Annotated in this window: 19 protein-coding genes and 1 pseudogene; 7 read left to right on the top strand and 13 right to left on the bottom strand. The window is 66.2% G+C overall.

What is annotated here, in order from left to right; all coding sequences use genetic code 11:
- Window positions 1-249 precede the first annotated feature (249 nt).
- Window positions 250-1,419: an efflux RND transporter periplasmic adaptor subunit gene (locus ACTOWJ_RS19245; protein ID WP_441336231.1), complete on the bottom strand. Its 1,170-nt coding sequence runs from the start codon at window positions 1,417-1,419 to the stop codon at window positions 250-252.
- Window positions 1,420-1,792: 373 nt separating this feature from the next.
- On the opposite strand from ACTOWJ_RS19245, the gene cysK reads away from it, so the two are divergent.
- A complete protein-coding gene (gene cysK, locus ACTOWJ_RS19250; RefSeq protein ID WP_441336232.1) occupies window positions 1,793-2,749 on the top strand; it encodes a cysteine synthase A in 957 nt (318 codons plus the stop codon).
- 325 nt (window positions 2,750-3,074) lie between these two features.
- Here the strand turns inward: cysK and ACTOWJ_RS19255 are convergent, their stop codons facing one another.
- The 3 genes from ACTOWJ_RS19255 to ACTOWJ_RS19265 all read right to left on the bottom strand — a co-directional run bounded on the left by ACTOWJ_RS19255 (window position 3,075) and on the right by ACTOWJ_RS19265 (window position 5,645).
- Window positions 3,075-3,731: a ribosomal protein L7/L12 gene (locus ACTOWJ_RS19255; RefSeq protein ID WP_441336233.1), complete on the bottom strand. Its 657-nt coding sequence runs from the start codon at window positions 3,729-3,731 to the stop codon at window positions 3,075-3,077.
- A 79-nt stretch (window positions 3,732-3,810) separates the two neighbouring features.
- Window positions 3,811-4,440: a LysE family translocator gene (locus ACTOWJ_RS19260; RefSeq protein WP_441336234.1), complete on the bottom strand. Its 630-nt coding sequence runs from the start codon at window positions 4,438-4,440 to the stop codon at window positions 3,811-3,813.
- A gap of 197 nt (window positions 4,441-4,637) precedes the next feature.
- On the bottom strand, window positions 4,638-5,645 hold the full coding sequence (locus ACTOWJ_RS19265) for a class I fructose-bisphosphate aldolase (RefSeq protein WP_441336235.1): 1,008 nt from the start codon (window positions 5,643-5,645) through the stop codon (window positions 4,638-4,640).
- 330 nt (window positions 5,646-5,975) lie between these two features.
- Here ACTOWJ_RS19265 and ACTOWJ_RS19270 point away from each other — a divergent pair, with 330 nt between their 5' ends.
- Window positions 5,976-6,797: a hypothetical protein gene (locus tag ACTOWJ_RS19270; protein ID WP_441336236.1), complete on the top strand. Its 822-nt coding sequence runs from the start codon at window positions 5,976-5,978 to the stop codon at window positions 6,795-6,797.
- Window positions 6,798-6,901: 104 nt separating this feature from the next.
- On the opposite strand, the gene ACTOWJ_RS19275 is transcribed toward ACTOWJ_RS19270, so the two are convergent.
- The gene (locus ACTOWJ_RS19275) at window positions 6,902-7,768 is read right to left on the bottom strand and encodes a hypothetical protein (RefSeq protein WP_441336237.1); all 867 of its coding nucleotides are present in this window, start codon (window positions 7,766-7,768) and stop codon (window positions 6,902-6,904) included.
- Between the two features lie 151 nt (window positions 7,769-7,919).
- Between ACTOWJ_RS19275 and ACTOWJ_RS19280 the strand changes: the two genes are divergently transcribed.
- Window positions 7,920-9,281, top strand: a complete 1,362-nt coding sequence (locus ACTOWJ_RS19280; RefSeq protein ID WP_441336238.1) for a hypothetical protein — start codon at window positions 7,920-7,922, stop codon at window positions 9,279-9,281.
- A gap of 42 nt (window positions 9,282-9,323) precedes the next feature.
- On the opposite strand, the pseudogene ACTOWJ_RS19285 reads toward ACTOWJ_RS19280, so the two are convergent.
- A pseudogene (locus ACTOWJ_RS19285) lies at window positions 9,324-9,497 on the bottom strand (DUF6053 domain-containing protein); the annotation flags it as partial.
- A gap of 30 nt (window positions 9,498-9,527) precedes the next feature.
- Window positions 9,528-10,994: a pyruvate kinase gene (gene pyk, locus ACTOWJ_RS19290; protein ID WP_441336239.1), complete on the bottom strand. Its 1,467-nt coding sequence runs from the start codon at window positions 10,992-10,994 to the stop codon at window positions 9,528-9,530.
- 100 nt (window positions 10,995-11,094) lie between these two features.
- On the opposite strand from pyk, the gene ACTOWJ_RS19295 reads away from it, so the two are divergent.
- A complete protein-coding gene (locus ACTOWJ_RS19295) occupies window positions 11,095-11,685 on the top strand; it encodes a GNAT family N-acetyltransferase (protein ID WP_441336240.1) in 591 nt (196 codons plus the stop codon).
- A 217-nt stretch (window positions 11,686-11,902) separates the two neighbouring features.
- On the opposite strand, the gene ACTOWJ_RS19300 is transcribed toward ACTOWJ_RS19295, so the two are convergent.
- From ACTOWJ_RS19300 to ACTOWJ_RS19315, 4 genes are all read right to left on the bottom strand, one after another.
- Window positions 11,903-12,121 (bottom strand): DUF6289 family protein, encoded by a 219-nt coding sequence (locus ACTOWJ_RS19300; protein WP_441336241.1) that lies wholly within the window; start codon window positions 12,119-12,121, stop codon window positions 11,903-11,905.
- 257 nt (window positions 12,122-12,378) lie between these two features.
- The gene (locus ACTOWJ_RS19305; protein ID WP_441336242.1) at window positions 12,379-12,606 is read right to left on the bottom strand and encodes a hypothetical protein; all 228 of its coding nucleotides are present in this window, start codon (window positions 12,604-12,606) and stop codon (window positions 12,379-12,381) included.
- 467 nt (window positions 12,607-13,073) lie between these two features.
- Window positions 13,074-13,730 carry an HAD hydrolase-like protein gene (locus ACTOWJ_RS19310; protein ID WP_441336243.1) on the bottom strand — a complete coding sequence of 219 codons (657 nt, stop codon included), beginning with the start codon at window positions 13,728-13,730 and terminating at the stop codon, window positions 13,074-13,076.
- A 5-nt stretch (window positions 13,731-13,735) separates the two neighbouring features.
- Window positions 13,736-14,911 carry a phosphoglycerate kinase gene (locus ACTOWJ_RS19315; protein ID WP_441336244.1) on the bottom strand — a complete coding sequence of 392 codons (1,176 nt, stop codon included), beginning with the start codon at window positions 14,909-14,911 and terminating at the stop codon, window positions 13,736-13,738.
- Between the two features lie 1,152 nt (window positions 14,912-16,063).
- Between ACTOWJ_RS19315 and ACTOWJ_RS19320 the strand changes: the two genes are divergently transcribed.
- Genes ACTOWJ_RS19320 through ACTOWJ_RS19330 form a run of 3 tightly spaced genes read left to right on the top strand, consistent with a single transcriptional unit; the run spans window position 16,064 to window position 17,958 of the window.
- On the top strand, window positions 16,064-16,570 hold the full coding sequence (locus ACTOWJ_RS19320; protein ID WP_441336245.1) for a hypothetical protein: 507 nt from the start codon (window positions 16,064-16,066) through the stop codon (window positions 16,568-16,570).
- Between the two features lie 6 nt (window positions 16,571-16,576).
- A complete protein-coding gene (locus ACTOWJ_RS19325) occupies window positions 16,577-17,629 on the top strand; it encodes a hypothetical protein (protein ID WP_441336246.1) in 1,053 nt (350 codons plus the stop codon).
- Complete coding sequence (locus tag ACTOWJ_RS19330; RefSeq protein WP_441336247.1) at window positions 17,572-17,958, top strand: XVIPCD domain-containing protein; 387 nt, start codon at window positions 17,572-17,574, stop codon at window positions 17,956-17,958. Before ACTOWJ_RS19325 ends, ACTOWJ_RS19330 begins: the two co-directional genes overlap by 58 nt.
- Before the next feature lie 66 nt (window positions 17,959-18,024).
- On the opposite strand, the gene ACTOWJ_RS19335 is transcribed toward ACTOWJ_RS19330, so the two are convergent.
- Window positions 18,025-18,351 (bottom strand): hypothetical protein, encoded by a 327-nt coding sequence (locus ACTOWJ_RS19335; protein WP_441336248.1) that lies wholly within the window; start codon window positions 18,349-18,351, stop codon window positions 18,025-18,027.
- On the bottom strand, window positions 18,314-18,604 hold the full coding sequence (locus ACTOWJ_RS19340; protein ID WP_441336249.1) for a hypothetical protein: 291 nt from the start codon (window positions 18,602-18,604) through the stop codon (window positions 18,314-18,316). The genes ACTOWJ_RS19335 and ACTOWJ_RS19340 overlap by 38 nt, the downstream gene beginning before the upstream one ends.
- Between the last annotated feature and the right edge of the window lie 224 nt (window positions 18,605-18,828).

Raw genomic sequence — 18,828 nt, forward strand, 5'->3', positions numbered from 1 at the left:
CCATCGCGGCGCTTGGCGGCGATGTAGACCGGGGTTTTGTCCACGCCGTCGGTAGCGCGGGACCGCTTTTGCTCGTCATTCCCGCGAAGGCGGGAATCCAGAGACTTCAAACGTTCTCGCACGAAAGACCCTGGATTCCCGCCTTCGCGGGAATGACGGGATGAGGGTTCGCCATCGCTCGAACCGCTGAGCGCTCGTTGCGTCACCGACGAAACGAGCGAGCGCAACCGCTGCAGCAAGCGCCGGGACTCAGCCATTGCGGCCGTCCTTGCCCGGGGCCGCAGCGGAGCCGGGAACGACCGCCGGCGCCGGCGCCTCGGATTCGGCCTCGCGCGTCTGCGCGGGAACCGCCGGGGATGCCGCCGCCGACACCTGAACCTTACTGCCGACCCGCAGCTTGCCGGTGCCGTCGATCACGATCTGTTCGCCGACCTTCAGGCCTTCGACGATCTCGGCCAGACCTTCGCGGCGGGTGCCGACCTTCACGTCGGAGCGCTCCACGGTGTTGTCCGGCTTGAGCCGGAACACATAGGAGTCGGTGCCGACCTGGACCACCGATATCTCCGGCACCAGCAGCGCCTGGCGCTCGGGCTGCAGCAAGGTCATCTGGACCAGCATGCCCGGACGCAGCAAGCGATCGGGATTGGGGAAATCGCCGCGCACGGTCACCGCGCGCGTGGCCGGATCGATGCGCGCATCGACCGTGCTGACCTCGCCCTCGAAGCGCCGGCCCGGATAGGCCGCGCTGGTGCCGCTCACGCTCTGGCCCTTGCCCACGCGCGCCAGCAGCGTCTCGGGCACCGGGAAGTCGATATAGACCCGCTCGGTGTCGTCGAGCGTGGCGATCGGCGTGCCCGGGGTGATCAACGAACCGGGGCTGACCTGGCGGATGCCGAGCACGCCGGCGAACGGTGCGCGCACCTCGCGATCGCCGATGTCGGCCTTCATCTGCTCCACGCGGGCGCGGGTGGCATCGCGGGTGGCGCGCTGAGTGTCGAGCGCGGAACGCGCGATCAGCTGTTGCGCGGCCAGTTCGGTCTGCCGCTTGAGCAATTGATCGGCTTCCTTGGCGGTCGCCTCGGCCTGGACCAACGCGGCCTGCTGCGCCTTGCCGCTGAGGGTGACCAGCGATGCACCCGCGGCGACATGATCGCCGCTGTCGAAATGCACGCTCTGTACGATCTCGCTGACCTTGGCGGTGACCGTGATCGATTCGCGCGCCTTGACGTTGCCCAGCGCCTGCACGGTGTCGTTCCAGGGCCGCAGGTGCACGCGTTCGGCGGTGACCGGGATCGGGCGATCGCCCTGCCCGCCCGGGCCCGCGGGCCCGCCCTGCGTCTTGCCGCCTTTGCCGCAAGCGGCCACAGCGATGGCGAAGACGAGGATGCAGCAGGAGCGAAGTCCGGAACGTGGTCGCATGCGGTTCTCTTGGCGGGGCCCGGCGAGGGCGTTGGCGCGATTCGGGCGGGCGATGAAGCGGGCACGGCCTTCGGGACGCGCAGCGGACGCAGGCCGCGCGGCGAAGGAGTCAAACGGCTCCAGCGGCGCTGCTCCGACCCGGCACGATTCTAGCGGTCGATCATTAACGCTTGCGTGGGCCATTGGTTGACCACCGTATCCGCAAAGCCGGGACGGCGGCGTATGGACGGCCCGCCGCCATCGGCCGTCGCGCGCACCGGCCGGGCCTGCGGACGTCGCCGCGGCCACGGATGATGCAACGCAGTAAGCGGCGCGACACGGCCGCCGCCGGGCCCGAGGTTCATACTCGGCGCTTCCCCCAGGAGTCCGCCTCATGATCCACGACAGCATTCTCGACACCATCGGCCGTACCCCGATCGTGCGCCTGCATCGTCTGACGCCGGAGCACGTGACCCTCTACGCCAAGGTCGAAGCCTTCAACCCCGGCGGCTCGGTCAAGGACCGGCTGGCGCTGGCGATCATTCTCGACGCCGAACAGCGCGGCCTGCTCAAGCCCGGCGATACCGTGGTCGAGGCGACCTCGGGCAATACCGGGGTGGCCCTGGCGATGGTCTGCGCGGCGCGCGGCTACAAATTCGTGGCGACCATGAGCGAGACCTTCTCGATCGAGCGCCGCAAGCTGATGCGCGCTTACGGTGCCAAGGTGATCCTCACGCCCGCCGCCGAACGCGGCAGTGGCATGGTGCGCAAGGCCGCCGAACTGGCGCAGAAACACGGCTGGTTCCTGGCCCGGCAGTTCGAGAATCCGGCCAATCCGGCTTATCACCGCAGCACCACCGCGGCGGAAATCCTGCAGGACTTCGCCGGCCGCCGGCTCGATCATTTCGTCACCGGCTGGGGCACCGGCGGCACCCTCACCGGCGTCGGCGAGGTGCTGCGCGTGGCCCGCCCCGAAGTGCGCATGACCGCCTGCGAACCGGCCGGAGCCTCGCTGCTGGCCGGCAATCAATGGCAGCCGCACAAGATCCAGGGCTGGACCCCGGACTTCGTGCCGGCGGTGCTCAACCGCGACGCCGCGCATGCGATCGTCCCGGTCGACGACGTGCTGGCCCGCGACACCGCGCGCCGGCTGGCCGCCGAAGAAGGCCTGTTCGTCGGCATTTCCGCCGGCGCGACCGCGGCCGCGGCGCTGCAGATCGCGGCCGGGGCGGAACCCGGATCGGTGATTCTGGCGATGCTGCCCGACACCGGCGAGCGCTACCTCAGCACCTTCTTGTTCGAAGAGGTCAACGAGGGCAGCGATGAGGAGTGGTTGAACTCTCTGGGTTGAATTCGCTGGGTTGAATTCGTTCGGTCGAATCGGCGGATCGGTCGCGGCGATGTTTGGTTGTGCCGCTTCTTTGGGCGATCGCGAGCGCGAATCTGCGTTTTCGTCGCCGGCGTGGTGGCGCGGTCGCGGCTTGCGCCGCTCCTACAAAGAGTCAACGACGTTCCAATGCCCTTGTAGGAGCGGCGCAAGCCGCGACCGCGAATCCGCAACCACGCCGCCCGTGCGATATCGAGGCGGGCGCACACGATCGAAGCCAGCGCGTGAGGACGCAACGCTCACGACTCCATCCACGGCAACCGCCATCGACGCGGACCGGCCGCCCGGATCAGCCGCCAGCGAAATACAAAACCAACGCCAACACCACGACGCCGGCCACCAACGCGAGCAACCATCCGCTCTCGCGATCGCCCGGGCCGACGGTGCGGCCACTGTCACTGATTCGGCTGCGTTTCTTCCGTCCCACCTCGAAGTCGGCGATGCGGGCCAGCGATTCCTGCGCGGACAAGCCGTGCTGGCTTTGCAGCAGTTGCGCGGCGCGGGTGCGTTCGCCGCCGAGGATCAGCGCGACCACTTCGCCGGGCAGATCGGCCGCGCGATCCGGACCGGCGTGCGCCAGACCGGTCAACGCGGCATCGCCGCGGTCGATATACGCCTCGACCAGATCCTTCGCCTCGCGCAAGCCCAGTCCGTAGGCTTCGCGCACAATCTTGATCGCGACGATGGTCTGGCCGCGCTGGATCGCGATCCGCGCGGCTTCGGGAAATCCGGCGTTCGCCGCCGGCCCGGCCGCGGAACTCGCCGCGGCCGTCGTCGAGCCCGAGGCCGTCGATTGCCGCTCGTAAGCCTCGACCGCGTCCCGCGCCTGGCGCAGATCCAGGCCCGGATTGCTGTCGAGCACCAGCTTGATCGCCTGGATCTTACGATCGGACTTCAGCAGCGTCGCCACCTGCGGCGGCACGAAGGGCGCTTTGTTGTCCGTCATCGCGATGTACTCCTGGCAGGCAACCTGCCGCTGCAGACTAACCGCCCCGACCGGGTCGGTCACCCGCGTACAGCCCGCGTCAGCGCGAAGACCACGCCAATTTCACCCCGAAGCCCAGCATCAGGCCGCCGACGATACCGTCGAGCGTGCGCGCCACCCGCGCGCTGCGCATCGCTCCGGCCATGCGCGCCGCGCCGAACGCCAGCAAGCTCAGCCAGACTGTGCCCATCGCGTAATGCAGGCCGATCATCAGCACCGACTGCCGCGCCATATCGTCGCCCGGCGCGAGGAACTGCGGCAGGAAGGCCAGATAGAAGATCGCGATCTTCGGATTGAGCGTATTGGTCAGCACGCCCTGGGCATAGCCGCGCCACAACGAGACCTGCGCCGACGCCGCGCCGTCGATGTCAGCATCGGCGCGCGGGCGCCAGGCCGAGCGCAAGGCTTTCACGCCCAGATACACCAGATAGGCCGCGCCGAGCATCTTCACCGTCCAGAACGCGTGCTCGGAATACATCAGCAACCGGGCCACGCCGAAGGCGAACAAGGACACATGGAACAACCCGCCGGTGAGGATGCCGGCGACCGTCGCCAGTCCGCGCCGCACGCCGCCGCTGAGCGCGTTGCCGATCACCAGAAACGTATCCGGCCCCGGCGCCACGGTCACCATCAGCGCCGCGATGGAGAAGGCCAGCCATTGGGTTTCCATATCGTCTCCGTTCGCTGCGATGAGATGGGTGAGGGTTCAGGCCTGCGTATTCGGTTCGCGGCGTCCGACCGATCGCCGATGCGGTCGCGCCCCGGCCGATTCTGCGCAAGCGCGACCACCGCCGGAAGTGCCGGCTCGCCCAACGAAAAACGCCGGCGCGAGGCCGGCGTTTTCGAAAACCCGGTACAGCGTGCGGCTTACGCCGACTGCCACTGACCCAGGGCGGCCAGGCCATTGGCCTTGGCGCGCTCGAACACGGTCTGCTGAGCCTTGGCGTAGTTGCCGACCAAGTCCTGCGACCACAGCTTCAGCGCCGCCGACTGCATGGCGCGGCCGTAGGAGAACGACAGCGGCCACGGGTTCGGGCCCATCTGGTTCATCGCATTGAGGTGCGCGGTGGCGTCCTCGTCGGACTGGCCGCCGGACAGGAACACGATGCCCGGCAGGGTCGCCGGCACGGTCGACTTCAGGCACTGCAGGGTCGCGGCGGCGACGTCGTCGACGCTGGCTTGTTCGACCGCAGTCGTGCCCGGAACCACCATCGAGGCCTTCAGGATCGTGCCTTCGAGCAGCACGCTGTTCTCATACAGCGCGCCGAACAGCGAACGCAGGGTGACTTCGGTGACTTCGAAGCAGGTGTCGATATCGTGGCTGCCGTCCATGATCACTTCCGGCTCGACCATCGGCACCAGACCCTGTTCCTGGCACAGCGCGGCGTAACGGGCCAGCGCGTGGTTGTTGGCTTCGATGCAGGTCCCCGACGGAATGTCGTCGCCGATATTGATCACCGCACGCCACTTGGCGAAGCGGGCGCCGAGCTTGTAGTACTCCTCCAGGCGCGCGCGCAGGCCGTCCAGGCCCTCGGTAACGACCTCGCCCGGGAAGCCGGCCAGCGCCTGCGGGCCCTTGTCGACCTTGATGCCCGGGATGATGCCGTTTTCGGCCATGTGCTTGGCGAACGGCACGCCGGCCTTGGTCGACTGGCGCAGGGTTTCGTCGTACAGGATCGCGCCGGAGATGTACTGGCTCAGATTCGGCGTGGTCAGCAGCAGCTCGCGGTAAGCGCGGCGATTCTCTTCGGTGTTGTCGATACCGACGCCGGCGAAACGCTTGGCGATGGTGGCGGTCGACTCGTCGATCGCGATGATGCCCTTGCCCGCGGCGACCATGGCCTGGGCGGTTTCGGCAAGCTGTTCGATGCTCATGGAGATCCTGCGGCAGCGGTGGGAAGCCCGCGATTATAGCGGCTGCTGGTGAACCTTGCCCTCTCGCGCGGCCTGTCGAATCAGGCACTTGCGCAAGATTTGACGCACGTCCGCGGGTAACCGTTTACATCCGCCGGCCCGCGCATCTCGGCCGGCGGACCGCATCGGGCATCCGCCGCCACCGCGGCGACGGCTCGCCGACATGCCGCCACGCCGCCACGCCGCCGACGATGCGGGTTGACAGGGCATTCAAGCGCGCCACAGCATCGCTCGGGCTGACGGACACGGGGTTCGCGGCTGAATCGCTCAAGATCAACATGGAGGTTTACGATGAAATCCGACCCGCTGCGCATCGGCGCCTTGCTCGCCCTGACCTGGTTTTGCACGTTGACCGCGTTCGCCGCCGAGCCATCCGGCGACGCGCTGAGCGCCGTGGTGGAACGCACCGGCAAGAACGCCAGCGCCGAGCAGAAACGGCAGATCGACGCCGCGCTGGCCGCCGCTCCCTCGGTACGCAAGCAACTCGCGCAGCTGGCCGCGTCGGGCGAGCTGACCGCCATCGATATCGTGCCCGACGATCAGGCGCCGAAGCTGCGCAATCAGACGTTCGCCGGCGCGACCCAGGACCGTCGCATCGTGCTGACCTCCGGATTGCTGGACGCATTGCGCGACAACCGCATCAGCGACGTGGTCCAGGCCGAGGACCTGCTGCCGGACAACACCGTCTTCGTGCTCGCCCATTTCGGCCATCATCTGGCTCGGCGCAAGCAGGTCGAACACGACGACGCCGAACTCAAGCGCGAGATCGAAAAAGGGCTGGCTGCGGCCAAGGCGGCATCGACCCCGTTCGACGCGACCCCGATCGTCGGCGCGAGCATCGACAAGGCGATAGCGCGCGAGGCCGAAGCGATGATCGTAGGCTGGAACGCGGTGGTCGAAGCCGGCACCCAGGCCAACGGCGGCAAGCAGATCAGCGCGTACCAGATGTTCACGCTGCTGCGGAATCTGCGTTATGGCAGCGTGTTCATCAAGGCATTGGATCGCAAGCCCACGACGCTGCAATTGATGTCCGACGGCGTGCCGGTGGACGAGCGCAACATCGGCGCGATCGTCGAAGCGCTGAAGCAATCCAAGCTTTACGACATCGAATAGGCATCGCCGATCTCACTTGCACGTCTCACCGGCACGTCCCGCCGGCATGGCGAATCCACACCGTCGGCCACAACCGTCGGAACCGGGTTCCGGCGGCGCCGCTGTCAGCGCTGCGGCACTTCGCCCTTGCGCTTGTCGACCACGAATTCGTCGGCGGGCATCAGGTGCGCGCCGACCATCAGGCTCAACAACGCCTTGTGATCGGCCGGCGTGCCCTGCCCGACCAACACCGGGCGACCCTCGAACTGCCCGCGCAATCCCAGCGGCAGCGGCGCCTCGAACGCCGGATTCAACGGCCAACTCGACACCAACGCCGACTCGACCGGCCCCGTCTGGCGGCGCGCTTCGGCATTGAACAGGCGCAGCAGCTGCGCGGTCGCCTGCTCGGTTTCGGCGACGAAAGCGCGGGTCTGCTCCTCGCTGCGTCCGGCCTGAAACTGTTCGAACGACACCGGCGCGTAGTGATAGCTGTAACGGCCGGTCCAGCCGGCGTAGTCGATATCCAGCGACAGCCGGCCATAGACCTGATCGCTTTTCTTCGGCCGCACGTAGACGAAATAAGGCGTGATCTTGGCTACCGCCGCGCCCTTGGCGGCGGCGTTGTAGGCGCCGATCGGCGCGCTCAGCAAGGCCCGCACATCGGGCGGACCGGCGCTGGCGCCCGCGGCTTCGCGCTCGGTGCGCTTCTTGACGTTATGCATGTTCATCGCCACACCGGCCGGGCCGAGCAGCAGTCCGGTGAGCAACGATCCCCCGCCTACTTGAATATAGAACGTCGAGTCGTTGCCCAACGCGACCATGCCCGAGCGGCGCACGCGTTTCTGCTCGACCGCCACGGTGGCGATTTCCACCGGCACGTCTTCGCTGTGTTGCGCTTGCGGCGGCAGCGGCGAGGGTTCGAACCCGGCCAGCGCGTTCAACGGCGTGACGAACACGGCCGCGACCATCACGGCGCGACCAATCTGCTTCACCCATCCGATCATGACATCCCCCTGATGTCTTGCATGCAGTGCGGCACTGTATCGGATGTCGGCGCGTAGCGCCTCGCCCGCGAACACGATTGCGCGCGCCATCGCCAGACTCTAGCCTTTGCATCGGTAATCACCGCAAAGGACAGCGACCATGCCGCGACACCGCGCCCACCCGACACCTACCGCCCTGCTGCGCCATCGCGGCCTGCTCGCAGCAGCGCTCGCGCTGAGCGCCGCTGCCGGCTTCGCCCACGCCGCCGACACCGATGCCGAGTACCAGGCCGCGATCGCCTCGTGCAAGGCCGCGCCCAAAACCGGCAGCCGCTACGTTTCGGTCACCGCCGCACTGATGCGGCCGGTGCCGCGCAGCGACGGCGGTCTGGTAACCCGGGTACCGATCGCGACCGAAGTGAAGGTGGAATGCGAGCTCGACGGCTGGGTCCGCGGGCATACCGACGGCAACGCACCGGCGGTCGGCTGGATCCGCGCCGATCTGCTACAGGCCAAGCCGCCGACGGTCGAATCGCTGGCCGCCGATTACGCGCACGCCGCCGCGGATCAGCGCAAGACCCTGGCCGAACGGCTGGTGGCGTTGGCGCCGTACCAGGCGCGCGGCCATCAGGCCTTGATCGAAACGCTGCAGGCCGCCGGCGACACCGAAGGCGCGCGTCGGGCGAGCCAAGTGCGCGATCAATTGCTCTATCCCAAAGGCGAGCGCTTGAACGGCGAACCCAGGCTGCTGTTCGCGGTCGATCGCGGCCGGGTCGTCGCGCTGGCGCGGGTGGAGGACGGCGGAACGTATCGGGCGACCGATCTGGAGGCTGAAGCCGGCTATTACCCGCCACGGCGCGGCTTGCACTTCTACCGCCGCGGCCGCGCCGATGGCGCGGTGCAAGTGCTGGAATCGGGAGAGAGCGTCAGCATAGGTCTGGAAGCGCCGGTGCGCCATTCCTCGATGACGGCGCGCAGCGACACGGTCGTCGGCCTGGCCGCCAACTTCGCGCTCGACGCGAAATCCGCCGGCGCCGAAGCCGTGGTTTCGCCGGCCGCGCGCAAGGCGATCGAGAGCGAACTTCGCGCGGTGTTGCAAGCCGAGAAGATCGAGCGCGCGCAAATCGATAAAGCGCTCAAGGCGCGCCCCGGCGACGAAGACCGCGGCGGCGTGCAGATCGCCGCATTCGATGCCGGCAAGCTCGGCACGCTGCACGTGGCGACCCTGATCTGGGACTTGCCGCCCAAGAGCAAGAACGCGCTGGAAACCACCGTCGATGTGGCGTTGATTCTGGAAAGCGACGGCAAGGGCGACCTGAAGACGGCAGGCCGGCTGATCCAGCAGACCGGCGGCGACGTGGTGGAAAGCCACCACTACTTCGATCGCCTGGATATCGACGGCGACGGCGTCCCGGAACTGATCTTCCAAGTCGGCCGCTACGAAGGCGTCGAGTATCAAATCTGGACGCGCGGATCCGGGCAGTGGAAATCGGCGCTCACCGGCGGTTACGTGGGGGCGTAACCCTCGAACCGGAACGACCGTGGTCGACTTCGAAGTCTCTGTGGGAGGGGCTTCAGCCCCGACGCTGTTCGGTCCGGTCGCCGCTATCTGAAACGAAAGCATCGGGGCTGAAGCTCCTCCCACAGAGACTTCGAGGATCGCGGCGATCCTGATCTGCGATGCGCAGCAGCCGGCGAATGCATCTGTCGACGATTCGCACCGCCAGCGGTGAGACACGGGCGGTGCGTTTGCCGGGCGAAGCGAGGCCTACAACTCGCCCAATCCCTGCGCGACGCCGTCGTCGGAGACCTCCAACAGACGCAGCGTATTGGTCGCGCCGTGCTGTTCCATGGTGTCGCCGCTGGTGAAGATCACCCGCTCGCCGCCGGCCAGACGGCCAGAGTCGAACAACTGCTTGACCACGTTGCGCGCGGCATCGCGCGAGGCCATGCCGCGGCTGTCGAAATCGATCGGGTAGACATCGCGCATCAGCGCCATGCGACGGCGCGCGCCGCCGTGGCGCGAGAACGCGTAGATCGGCGCATTGGAACGGAACCGCGACAAGAACCGCACGGTGCCGCCGGATTCGGTCATCGCCACGATCGCGCGCACGCCGATGTGTTCGGACAGGAACATCGCCGCCATCGCGATCGCCTGGTCGGCGCGTTCGAGATTGCGCGGCGCGGCTTCGAAATCGGTGTCGTGATTGAACTGCCGCTCGGCGCCCAGGCAAATGCGCGACATCGCCTCGACCGACTTGACGGGATAGCGGCCGGCGGCCGATTCCTGCGACAGCATGACCGCATCGGTGCCGTCGATGACCGCGTTGGCCACGTCGAGCACTTCGGCGCGGGTCGGGATCGGATTGTCGACCATCGACTGCAGCATCTGGGTGGCGGTGATGACCACGCGATTGCGCGCCAACGACTCGCGGATGATCTTCTTCTGCAGGCCCGGCAGCTCGGCGTCGCCGATCTCCACGCCCAGATCGCCGCGCGCGACCATGACCACGTCGCTGGCGTCGACGATCTCGGCCAGGTTCTCGATGGCCTCGGCGCGCTCGATCTTCGACACCAGCGCGGCGTCGCTGCCGGCTTCGCGGGCGATCCGGCGCGCCTCGTTCATGTCGGCGGCGTTGCGGCAGAACGAGACCGCGATGAAATCCGCGCCGAGTTCGGCCGCGACCAGGATCAGTTCCTTGTCGCGTTCGGTCAGCGCGCCCAGCGACAAACCACCGCCGAGCTTGTTCAGGCCCTTGCGGTCCGACAATGCGCCGTCGTTGAGCACGGTGGTGATGATGCGCTCGCCGTCGACCGCGCCCACGCGCAGTTGCAGCAGGCCGTCGTCGAGCAGCAGCACGTCGCCGGGTGCGACGTCGCCGGGCAGGCCGAGATAGCTCACTCCGACTTCGCGCAGGTTGCCCGGCGGCGGCGTGGCGCTGGCGATCAGGTCGAAACGGTCGCCGGCCTTGAGCAGCACCCGGCCTTCGGCGAAGCGCTCGATGCGGATCTTCGGGCCGGGCAGATCGGCGAGGATGCCGACCTCCACGCCGACCCGCGCCGCGGCTTCGCGCACGGCTTTGGCGCGGGCGATCTGCGAGGCCGGATCGCCGTGGGAAAAATTGAGACGGACCACATCGACGCCGGCGTTGAGCAGGGCATCGAGCACGCCCGGCGGATCGGTGGCCGGGCCCAGGGTGGCGAGGATCTTGGTGCGACGCGGAGTGGAGGACATGGCAGACTCTCTGGACTGCCGGCCACGCTAGCACAGCTTGGCCGCACGTCGAACCGCACGCGCGCCGATCGCGCGCGCCCACCGCCGAGGCCGCCGTCGCATGTCTCAGAACAGCCAGACCATCGCCGCCACGCTGTCCGCACTCGACGGATGGCCGCTGCTGCAAGGCCCGCGGGTGCGCCTGCGCGGCCCGCGCGAGGAGGATGCGGAGGCGTTTTTCGCGCTGTTCGGCGATCCGCGGGTGATGCGCTACTGGAGCCGGCCGCCGCTGACCGAACGCACCGAGGCCGAGCAATTGCTGACCCGCTGCCGCGACGAATTCGCCGCGCGCACCGCGCTGGAATGGATCATCGCCGATGAAAACGACACGGCGATCGGCAGTTGCAAGCTGTTCCGCCTCAGTCCGCCCCACCGCCGCGCCGAACTGGGATATGCCTTGCACCCGGACCACTGGGGCCGCGGCGTGGCGCGCGAGGCGACGACGCTGGCGCTGGACTGGGCGTTCTGCCACCTCGGCCTGCATCGCTGCGATGCGGGCATCGATCCGGACAACCAGGCGTCGCGCGCGCTGCTGCATCGCCTGGGGTTCGTGACCGAGGGCCGGCAGCGGGAGAGTTTCTTCGTCGGCGATCAGGTTACCGACAGCGAATTGCTGGGGTTGCTGGCGAGCGATTGGCGGGGCGGGCGTTGAGGCGGCCCGCGGTCGCGCATTGAGCCTGCGATGCGATGGCGCGGTCGCGCAGCAGCCGAAAGTTCGCGGTCGCGGCTCGCGCCGCTCCTACAGGTAGCGAATGCCACAACGTAGCGACGGTAGGAGCGGCGCGAGCCGCGACCGCGACATCACAACAACGACGCAACCGGTTCGCAGCATCGAACCCGCAGACTCGACGCGGCGAGATCGAATCAAATCAATCGCAAATCCAGGTGCGCTTTTGGAACACCGGCGTGCGCTCGCCCCACGAGCTGTACTGCCCGCCGCAGTTCGCGGTGGCGCCGCCGACCACTTCGCCGGCCGAATCGAAATACGTGTACGAATAACCTTGCCCCGCTGGTCCGGCCTGGACGCTGCCGGCCACGGTGGTGGCGATGAATGCGGCGGTGAACGCCGCGATAGCCAGATTACGCATGCTGTGTTTCCCCTTTCGTCGATGGATGCCGTCGATACATGGAAAACCTGCGGCCGACGCGTAGAACGAAAGGTCCCGCGATCGCGGGACCTTTCGCGCGACGCCAGCCGTTACGGCGCGACCGGATCGATGCTCCGAGCGAAGACGCCGATCGCGGCATCGCCGCGGTGGCGTCATGAAGCATCGGCCGATTGCCGCCGTCTCCGCACGGGCCGCCTCGTCGCGGCGGCCCGCATGCGGATCCGTACTGGCCCGACTCAGCTTTCCGAGGCGCAGCCCTGCACGAAGCGCTTGTTCGGGTTGCTGTGATCGGTATTGCCGATGCGGCCGTCGGCCGCGCCGCAGCCTCCGGTCCACTTGCCGATCTGCGCGCCTTCGGCGTTGTAGTAATGCCAGGTGCCCTGCCAGCTGGCGATCGCGCTGAACGACACGCTGCTCACCAGCGCTACCGTGAATACCGCGGTGAATAATCCGATACGACGCATGCGATTGATCTCCCGAGTCACGCGGCGCACATTCGCCGCTCGGGCACCCTAACCAACTGTTGTCATCTTGGGATGCTGAACAGAAGACAGGGTTGTCATCACTTTGCGCAAACGTGATTGGCTTCGCTTTTACCCTTTTTGCCATGCGTAAACGCAGGCGCCATCGCAACCGGCGCGACGCGGCGCGGCGAGGATGGCCGTCGCTTGCACGCGGGGGCGATTGCGGTCGTTGGCTAAGGTATGGGATGAAGCGATCGTGCGCTGCAACATCGCGTTGCGATGGGCAATGCTACGCGGCGGCATGTGCATCGGTGTGATCGATGCTGACGATGCTGACGATGCGAGATTGTGGAATCGCGGTCGCGGCTCGCGCCGCTCCTACATGGCCTACCTGTAGGAGCGGCGCGAGCCGCGACCGCACTGCTTCAAACCGCGGCGCAACCGTCGCACGGCTCCGGCAATCCGATTCACACCGCCAGCAAGCCCGGCAACTGACCCGGCGCTTCGGCCAGGCGCTGCGCTCCAGCCTCGCGCAATTCCCGCTCGCTGCCGAAACCCCACAGCACGCCGATATTGCCCATGCCGTGCTGTAACGCGCCCTCGATGTCCATGCGCCGGTCACCGATCATCAGGCATTGCGCGGCCTGCAGACCGAAACGGCGCAGCGCTTCGGCGATCAGATCGACCTTGTGCGTCAGCCGCCCGTCCAGGGTGGAACCGATCACGTCCTCGAAGTACCCGCCGAACGGCAGATGCGCGAGGATCTTGCGCGCATTGTCCTCGCTCTTGGCGGTGACCACGGCCATGCGATAGCCGGCCGCACGCGCGGCGTCGAGCATGTCGCCGACGCCGTCGTAGACCTGGTGTTCGGTCCAGCCGTCGCGGCCATAACGCTCCAGATACAACGCCACCGCCTGTTCGACCCGCGCCTCATCGCCCAACAGCGGCAGAAAGCTGGTGCGCAGCGCCGGGCCGATCCACGAACGCAGCGCGTCCGGGTCCGGCACCGGGTGATCCAGGCGCTCCAGCGCATAGGCGATGGAGCGGGTGATGCCGATCGAGGAATCGATCAACGTGCCGTCGAGATCGAAGAACAAGATCGGCTTGGCGGCGGCGTCGGACATCGCGCTCAACCCGCGCGCTGCCTGAGCGCGGCGACCGCCGGCAGTTCCTTGCCTTCCAGGAATTCCAGGAACGCGCCGCCGCCGGTGGAGATGTAGCTCACTTCGCTTTCGATGCCGTACTTGTCGACCGCGGCCAGGGTGTCGCCGCCGCCGGCGATCGAGAACGCCTTGGACGCGGCGATCGCGCGCGCCAACGTCTCGGTGCCCTTGCCGAAGGCGTCGAATTCGAACACGCCGACCGGGCCGTTCCAGACCACGGTGCCCGCGTTCTTGATCAACTCGGCGTAGCGCGCGGCGGTGTCCGGGCCGATGTCGAGGATCATCTCGTCTGCGGCGACCGCGTCGACCGGCTTGACCGTGGCCGGCGCATCGGCGGCGAACGCCGGCGCGACCACCACGTCGGTCGGCACCGGAATGTCGGCGCCGCGCGCCTTGGCGTCGGCCATGATCTTTTTCGCGGTGTCGATCAGATCGTTCTCGACCAGCGACTTGCCCACGCCATGGCCCATCGCGGCGATGAAGGTATTGGCGATGCCGCCGCCGACGATCAGCTGATCGACCTTGCTCACCAAGGACGCCAGCAGTTCCAGCTTGGTCGATACCTTGGAGCCGGCGACGATGGCCAGCAGCGGCCGCGCCGGATTGTCGAGCGCCTTGGCCAGCGCATCGAGTTCGGCCATCAGCAGCGGGCCGCCGGCGGCGACCTTGGCGTGGCGGATCGCGCCGTGAGTGGAGGCCTGCGCGCGGTGCGCGGTACCGAAGGCGTCCATGACGAACACATCGCACAGCGCAGCGTATTTCTTCGACAGGGCCTCATCGTCCTTGCCCTCACCGACGTTCATGCGGCAGTTCTCCAGCAGCACCAGTTGACCCGGCTGCACCTCGACGCCATCGACCCAATCCTTGACCAGCGGCACGTCGATGCCGAGCAGCTCGGACAAACGCTTGGCGACCGGCGCCAGCGAATCGGCCTGGCTCCACTGCCCTTCCTTCGGCCGGCCCAGGTGCGAGGTAACCATGACCGCGGCGCCCTTCTCCAGCGCCAGCTTGAGCGTGGGCAGCGCGGCGAGGATGCGTTGTTCGGAGGTGACGCGGCCATCGTCGATGGGGACGTTGAGATCTTCGCGGATCAGCACTCGTTTACCGGCGAGATCGAGATCGGTCATGCGGACGATGGACACGGTGCCTCCTGGGGCGATGCATAGGAATACGATTGGAATCACGGCCGGCGCGGAGCGCGGCTTGAGGGTGGCTATTGTCGCGGGGCGGGAGCGCGAAATAAACCTTGCGGGCTGAATGGAGGATCGCCGACGCATTCCGCTGTCCCGGCAAAGTCCCGATTCCACCGAATCTCGTCGAAAAGTCCCGAGACCGTGATGCAGTTGCTTGCGCACGCCGCCGCTTTGATGGTGCTGACCCTATCGCGAAGCAAAACGGTTACCCGCCGTTGCCGTTGCCGTTGCCGTTGCCGTTGCCGTTGCCGTTGCCAAGATTTTGCTCTGGCTGGGCGGCGCAAGTAACTCGCGATAGCAAACGGACACCCGGAGGGCGGCGCACAGGACGTGCGCCGGGTCCCGTCGCGGGCAGGATGCCCGCTACGGGACCTGCCGGCGAAAGCTACGCACTCGTGGCTTTTGACTCGAAACAGGGAGAGCATTTTTCTTTGGTGACTTTCTTTTGTTGCTCTGGACAAAAGAAAGTTACCCGCCGCTTTAGTGGCGGAAGCTCTTGATCCTGATCTTAGATCTCTAAAAAGTTTGTAACGCGACGGCTGGATTGCGCACCGCCGACACATGGTCTGCGCAAGCCCTCCAACCCCGGTAAAACCATCCTTTTAGTCGGCCCGGTCTTAGCCCGCCGCCGCCCGGTGACCCGGTGACCCGGTAGCCCTAGGCCCCAGTCCGAGGCCGGCCTGGGAGCCGCTGCCGGGCCGGGGGCGGCTTGGCGGCCCGCCCATCTCCAGACCGAGGCGCGGGCCGCCATAGCCTCCGCAGGCCACGCTAGGGAGACTCCGGTCACTATCCCGGCGTCGCAGATGCTGGCATTTCTTGACCCACAGCAGGGGCTCTTACAGGATGAGGCCGCGAGTGACAGGGCCCACGCACGAGAGCCGTCACGCGCTCTTGCAACGACCGGACAGTATCGTCGGGCGCTCGCTCGGGGGCATTCGGATGCCGCCGCGAAATAGACATGGAGAAAGGCACATGCCCGCGTTCAAGTTTGACCTTCTAGCGACCAGACTGGCCCCCGTGGTCTGCATCGTTACTGCCTGTGCCTGTGCCTGTGCCTGCGCCTCCACCGCAGGCCCACTATCGGCAAAGGAGAACACCGCCATGACGGAATCGGCCGCTTCAAAACCCGCCCTCAGTGCCCAGCAGCTACACGACAAGGTTCTGGGATTAATTCTGAGCATGAGAGGTCCTCAGGACCTGTCCGCGCAGAACATCGAAGGGCGTACAGGCCTGCAAATGAAGCCCTATCCTGACGACCCCCTCAAGTTCTACAGCGTCGGGACATTGCCTGGGGATTGGTATTTCTCCCTAGTCACGCAGAAGCCCATTCCCGGCACGCCGCATAACGCGCTTTTACTGAACACGGGACACAAAGGCGACGGATACACCGACCGAACCCCGGCCTGCATCGGCCTGGAACACTATCGATCTGCGCTCAGCGCGGCGGGGTTCAAAGAATCGCAACGGGCGCCGAGGCTCGGAACGGAGTACAGGTTCTTCCGCTCGGAAAAGGTCTCGGTGCGCGTTGAACTGCAGGGCAGGACGAAGCTCTACGACGAAGACCTGTGTGTTACTCGGGTCTTCATTAGCGGCAAACCTCAGGGATGATCGAGCATGGCAACACTTCAGGAAGAGCTAGAAGCACGGCGCAAGCTGGACACAATGCTCGCCGACTTTGAGCGACAGACGAGCACCGAGACCACAAACCCCGGCGAGATTTTTCGAGGCGTCATCAATAGCACCCCGGGGCTACGCGAGCAGTACGAGCGCGCCATCAAGGACGGGCATCTGGTTGGCATTGAGGCCGAGACGGACCCCCGGTTCAACGGAAGTTATGACGGTGATAGCCGCAAAATGCGCCTATCAGTGGGACAGTTGAACGAAGCAGACCCTTCCAACGACCCGCACGATGTTCGCGACGCGGTCAACTTCATTCGCTACACCGCCGGTCACGAGATTGACCACGCACTCCACCGCGAGGAGAACGCTCGACTGACGGAACATTTCCGCACTCAGGTCGCAGCAATCGCGGCCGGTCCCTCACCTCACGACTTCACCGGCCCCGTCAAGGAGTTCAACGAGGGCGCGCGCGTAAGTGAAGCACGGGCGGAAATCGCGGGGTTCAATACTGTTGCCGCTCAACTGAAGCACGATAACCCCAAAGCAACAGTGGCTGAGCTGTACGAAGTTGACGGCGGCGTCTCCAATTACATGGATAGCGACGATAAAACGCCGCCCCATGTCACAGTGGACCCCGGTCTCCACATCAAGCCTGATTTGCAACTAGACGCGGCTAAGAGTCTAGAGGCAATGGCAAAGACGTTTTACGACGACCACAAGGGTATCCCGCGCGCAACATCGATTGGGCATTCGGGCAGATATACCGTCAAGAGGCCATTGCGCAGGCCGCAAATCCAGGTCGCGCTGTCCCGGAGATCAGGATCAACGTGGCCGCTCTCGGCGCTGAGGTCACGTTGCCGCCAGACTTCAAGGACACCAGCCCAGCGCAGCCAGATAAACCCACGCCGCCGATTGAGCGGTCAACTGCACCCGGCCCCGACGACCCTAGTCACCAAGATCACAAGCTGCTGGAAAAGATCAGAGATAGCGTGCGAGGTCTTGAGCAAGGCGTGGGCAAGCCGTGGGACGACCAGAGCGAACGCATGAGTGCTAGCGCGCTATCTATGGCGGTAGCGGGAAAGTTCGGCCCTGGCGATGACGTTAAAGTCGCGCTGAACCGTCCCACCGAGCAAAACGCAGCCGGCGAACTTCTGTTCGTGTATCGAGAGGGGCGCGGCGCCTCGCCAGACCCGGCGGCCAATTATGCGCACATGCCAGTGTCGCAAGCCCTTTTAACGCCTGCGCCGGAGCGATACGAGCAAGCACAGGCAATGCGCGAGACCCAGGCGGTCGAACAGCGGTTGGCCCAGGAGACGGCACAACAGACTCAAGGGATGGACGGCCAGTCCCAGGGCGGACCGCGAATGCAGCACTAACTTTCGCACTGAGAACACGGTTCCAACGCTGGATTGGTGTTGCTGCACCAATCCAGCGCCTTGTCTCTATAGCTCGGCGTCTGCCGTCCAATCGACGACGAACGCGCAGTTCCCGGTGGCGGTCGCGAACACGCCTACGCACAGGCTATCGACCGTGGGATTGTCTGCCGCACCATTGTTCGTGTTGAGCGTGTAGGAGAACGCGGCGGCCAAGGTGGGCGCTGCTCTCATGACGCCGCCGAACGGTATGCGCGCCGCTTGGTACGAACCGCTGCTGGTGTAGAAGTCGTCAGCGTAGCGGCCCATTGCGAAGCAGCGCCGCGCGAGCAGCATTTCGAGGAACTGCGGCCGCCACTCAAAAGCCGTCGCCGCCTTGCCCGTCTCGACTTGCACTGGCCCGATATCGAACGTGCCGGACTACCAACTGCAGGTCGGCGGGCGTGCTGTCGAGCTGCCACAGTTGGCAAGCGCGGGTAATGCCGTCGGTCAGGCTGCCGAAAGCGGCCATGTGGCGGTTCTTCCACGCGTCCGGATTCGTCAGCGCGAGGAACGTCTCGGCGTTGTCGGTCTTCCACTTTTTCAGCCAGCGCTGCCCCGACTGCCTATTGAGCAAACCATGTGACGCCGCCGGCTGACCCGGCGGCAAACCTGCTCAAATCATGTGACGGTGTGAACACGCCACCCGAGCAGGCCAGGACGCTCGCAAAGCCTTATTTCATCGGCTTTTCGTCCCATTTGTTCCGCTTCGTCTCGCTCTATTCCGGTAAAGCAATCCAGGTGTCGGGGAACAAAGTTTTAAAGCTTTAAAACCTTACGATCTGTGCGTCGTCCTCAAGTGTCCTTTGCTATCGCGAGTCAGTTGCACCGCCA

Origin of the sequence: Lysobacter sp. CA199 (genome assembly GCF_052078715.1) — a bacterium.
Taxonomy (GTDB): domain Bacteria; phylum Pseudomonadota; class Gammaproteobacteria; order Xanthomonadales; family Xanthomonadaceae; genus Lysobacter.

What these genes read in the sequence shown, in the direction of transcription:
- ACTOWJ_RS19305 (WP_441336242.1), bottom strand. Translation starts at nt 12,606, where the DNA reads ATGCGTCGTATCGGATTATTCACCGCGGTATTCACGGTAGCGCTGGTG.
- ACTOWJ_RS19320 (WP_441336245.1), top strand. Translation starts at nt 16,064, where the DNA reads ATGACGGAATCGGCCGCTTCAAAACCCGCCCTCAGTGCCCAGCAGCTA.
- pyk (WP_441336239.1), bottom strand. Translation starts at nt 10,994, where the DNA reads ATGTCCTCCACTCCGCGTCGCACCAAGATCCTCGCCACCCTGGGCCCG.
- ACTOWJ_RS19245 (WP_441336231.1), bottom strand. Translation starts at nt 1,419, where the DNA reads ATGCGACCACGTTCCGGACTTCGCTCCTGCTGCATCCTCGTCTTCGCC.
- ACTOWJ_RS19310 (WP_441336243.1), bottom strand. Translation starts at nt 13,730, where the DNA reads ATGTCCGACGCCGCCGCCAAGCCGATCTTGTTCTTCGATCTCGACGGC.
- ACTOWJ_RS19255 (WP_441336233.1), bottom strand. Translation starts at nt 3,731, where the DNA reads ATGACGGACAACAAAGCGCCCTTCGTGCCGCCGCAGGTGGCGACGCTG.
- ACTOWJ_RS19300 (WP_441336241.1), bottom strand. Translation starts at nt 12,121, where the DNA reads ATGCGTAATCTGGCTATCGCGGCGTTCACCGCCGCATTCATCGCCACC.
- ACTOWJ_RS19280 (WP_441336238.1), top strand. Translation starts at nt 7,920, where the DNA reads ATGCCGCGACACCGCGCCCACCCGACACCTACCGCCCTGCTGCGCCAT.
- ACTOWJ_RS19295 (WP_441336240.1), top strand. Translation starts at nt 11,095, where the DNA reads ATGTCTCAGAACAGCCAGACCATCGCCGCCACGCTGTCCGCACTCGAC.
- ACTOWJ_RS19325 (WP_441336246.1), top strand. Translation starts at nt 16,577, where the DNA reads ATGGCAACACTTCAGGAAGAGCTAGAAGCACGGCGCAAGCTGGACACA.
- ACTOWJ_RS19270 (WP_441336236.1), top strand. Translation starts at nt 5,976, where the DNA reads ATGAAATCCGACCCGCTGCGCATCGGCGCCTTGCTCGCCCTGACCTGG.
- ACTOWJ_RS19265 (WP_441336235.1), bottom strand. Translation starts at nt 5,645, where the DNA reads ATGAGCATCGAACAGCTTGCCGAAACCGCCCAGGCCATGGTCGCCGCG.
- cysK (WP_441336232.1), top strand. Translation starts at nt 1,793, where the DNA reads ATGATCCACGACAGCATTCTCGACACCATCGGCCGTACCCCGATCGTG.
- ACTOWJ_RS19260 (WP_441336234.1), bottom strand. Translation starts at nt 4,440, where the DNA reads ATGGAAACCCAATGGCTGGCCTTCTCCATCGCGGCGCTGATGGTGACC.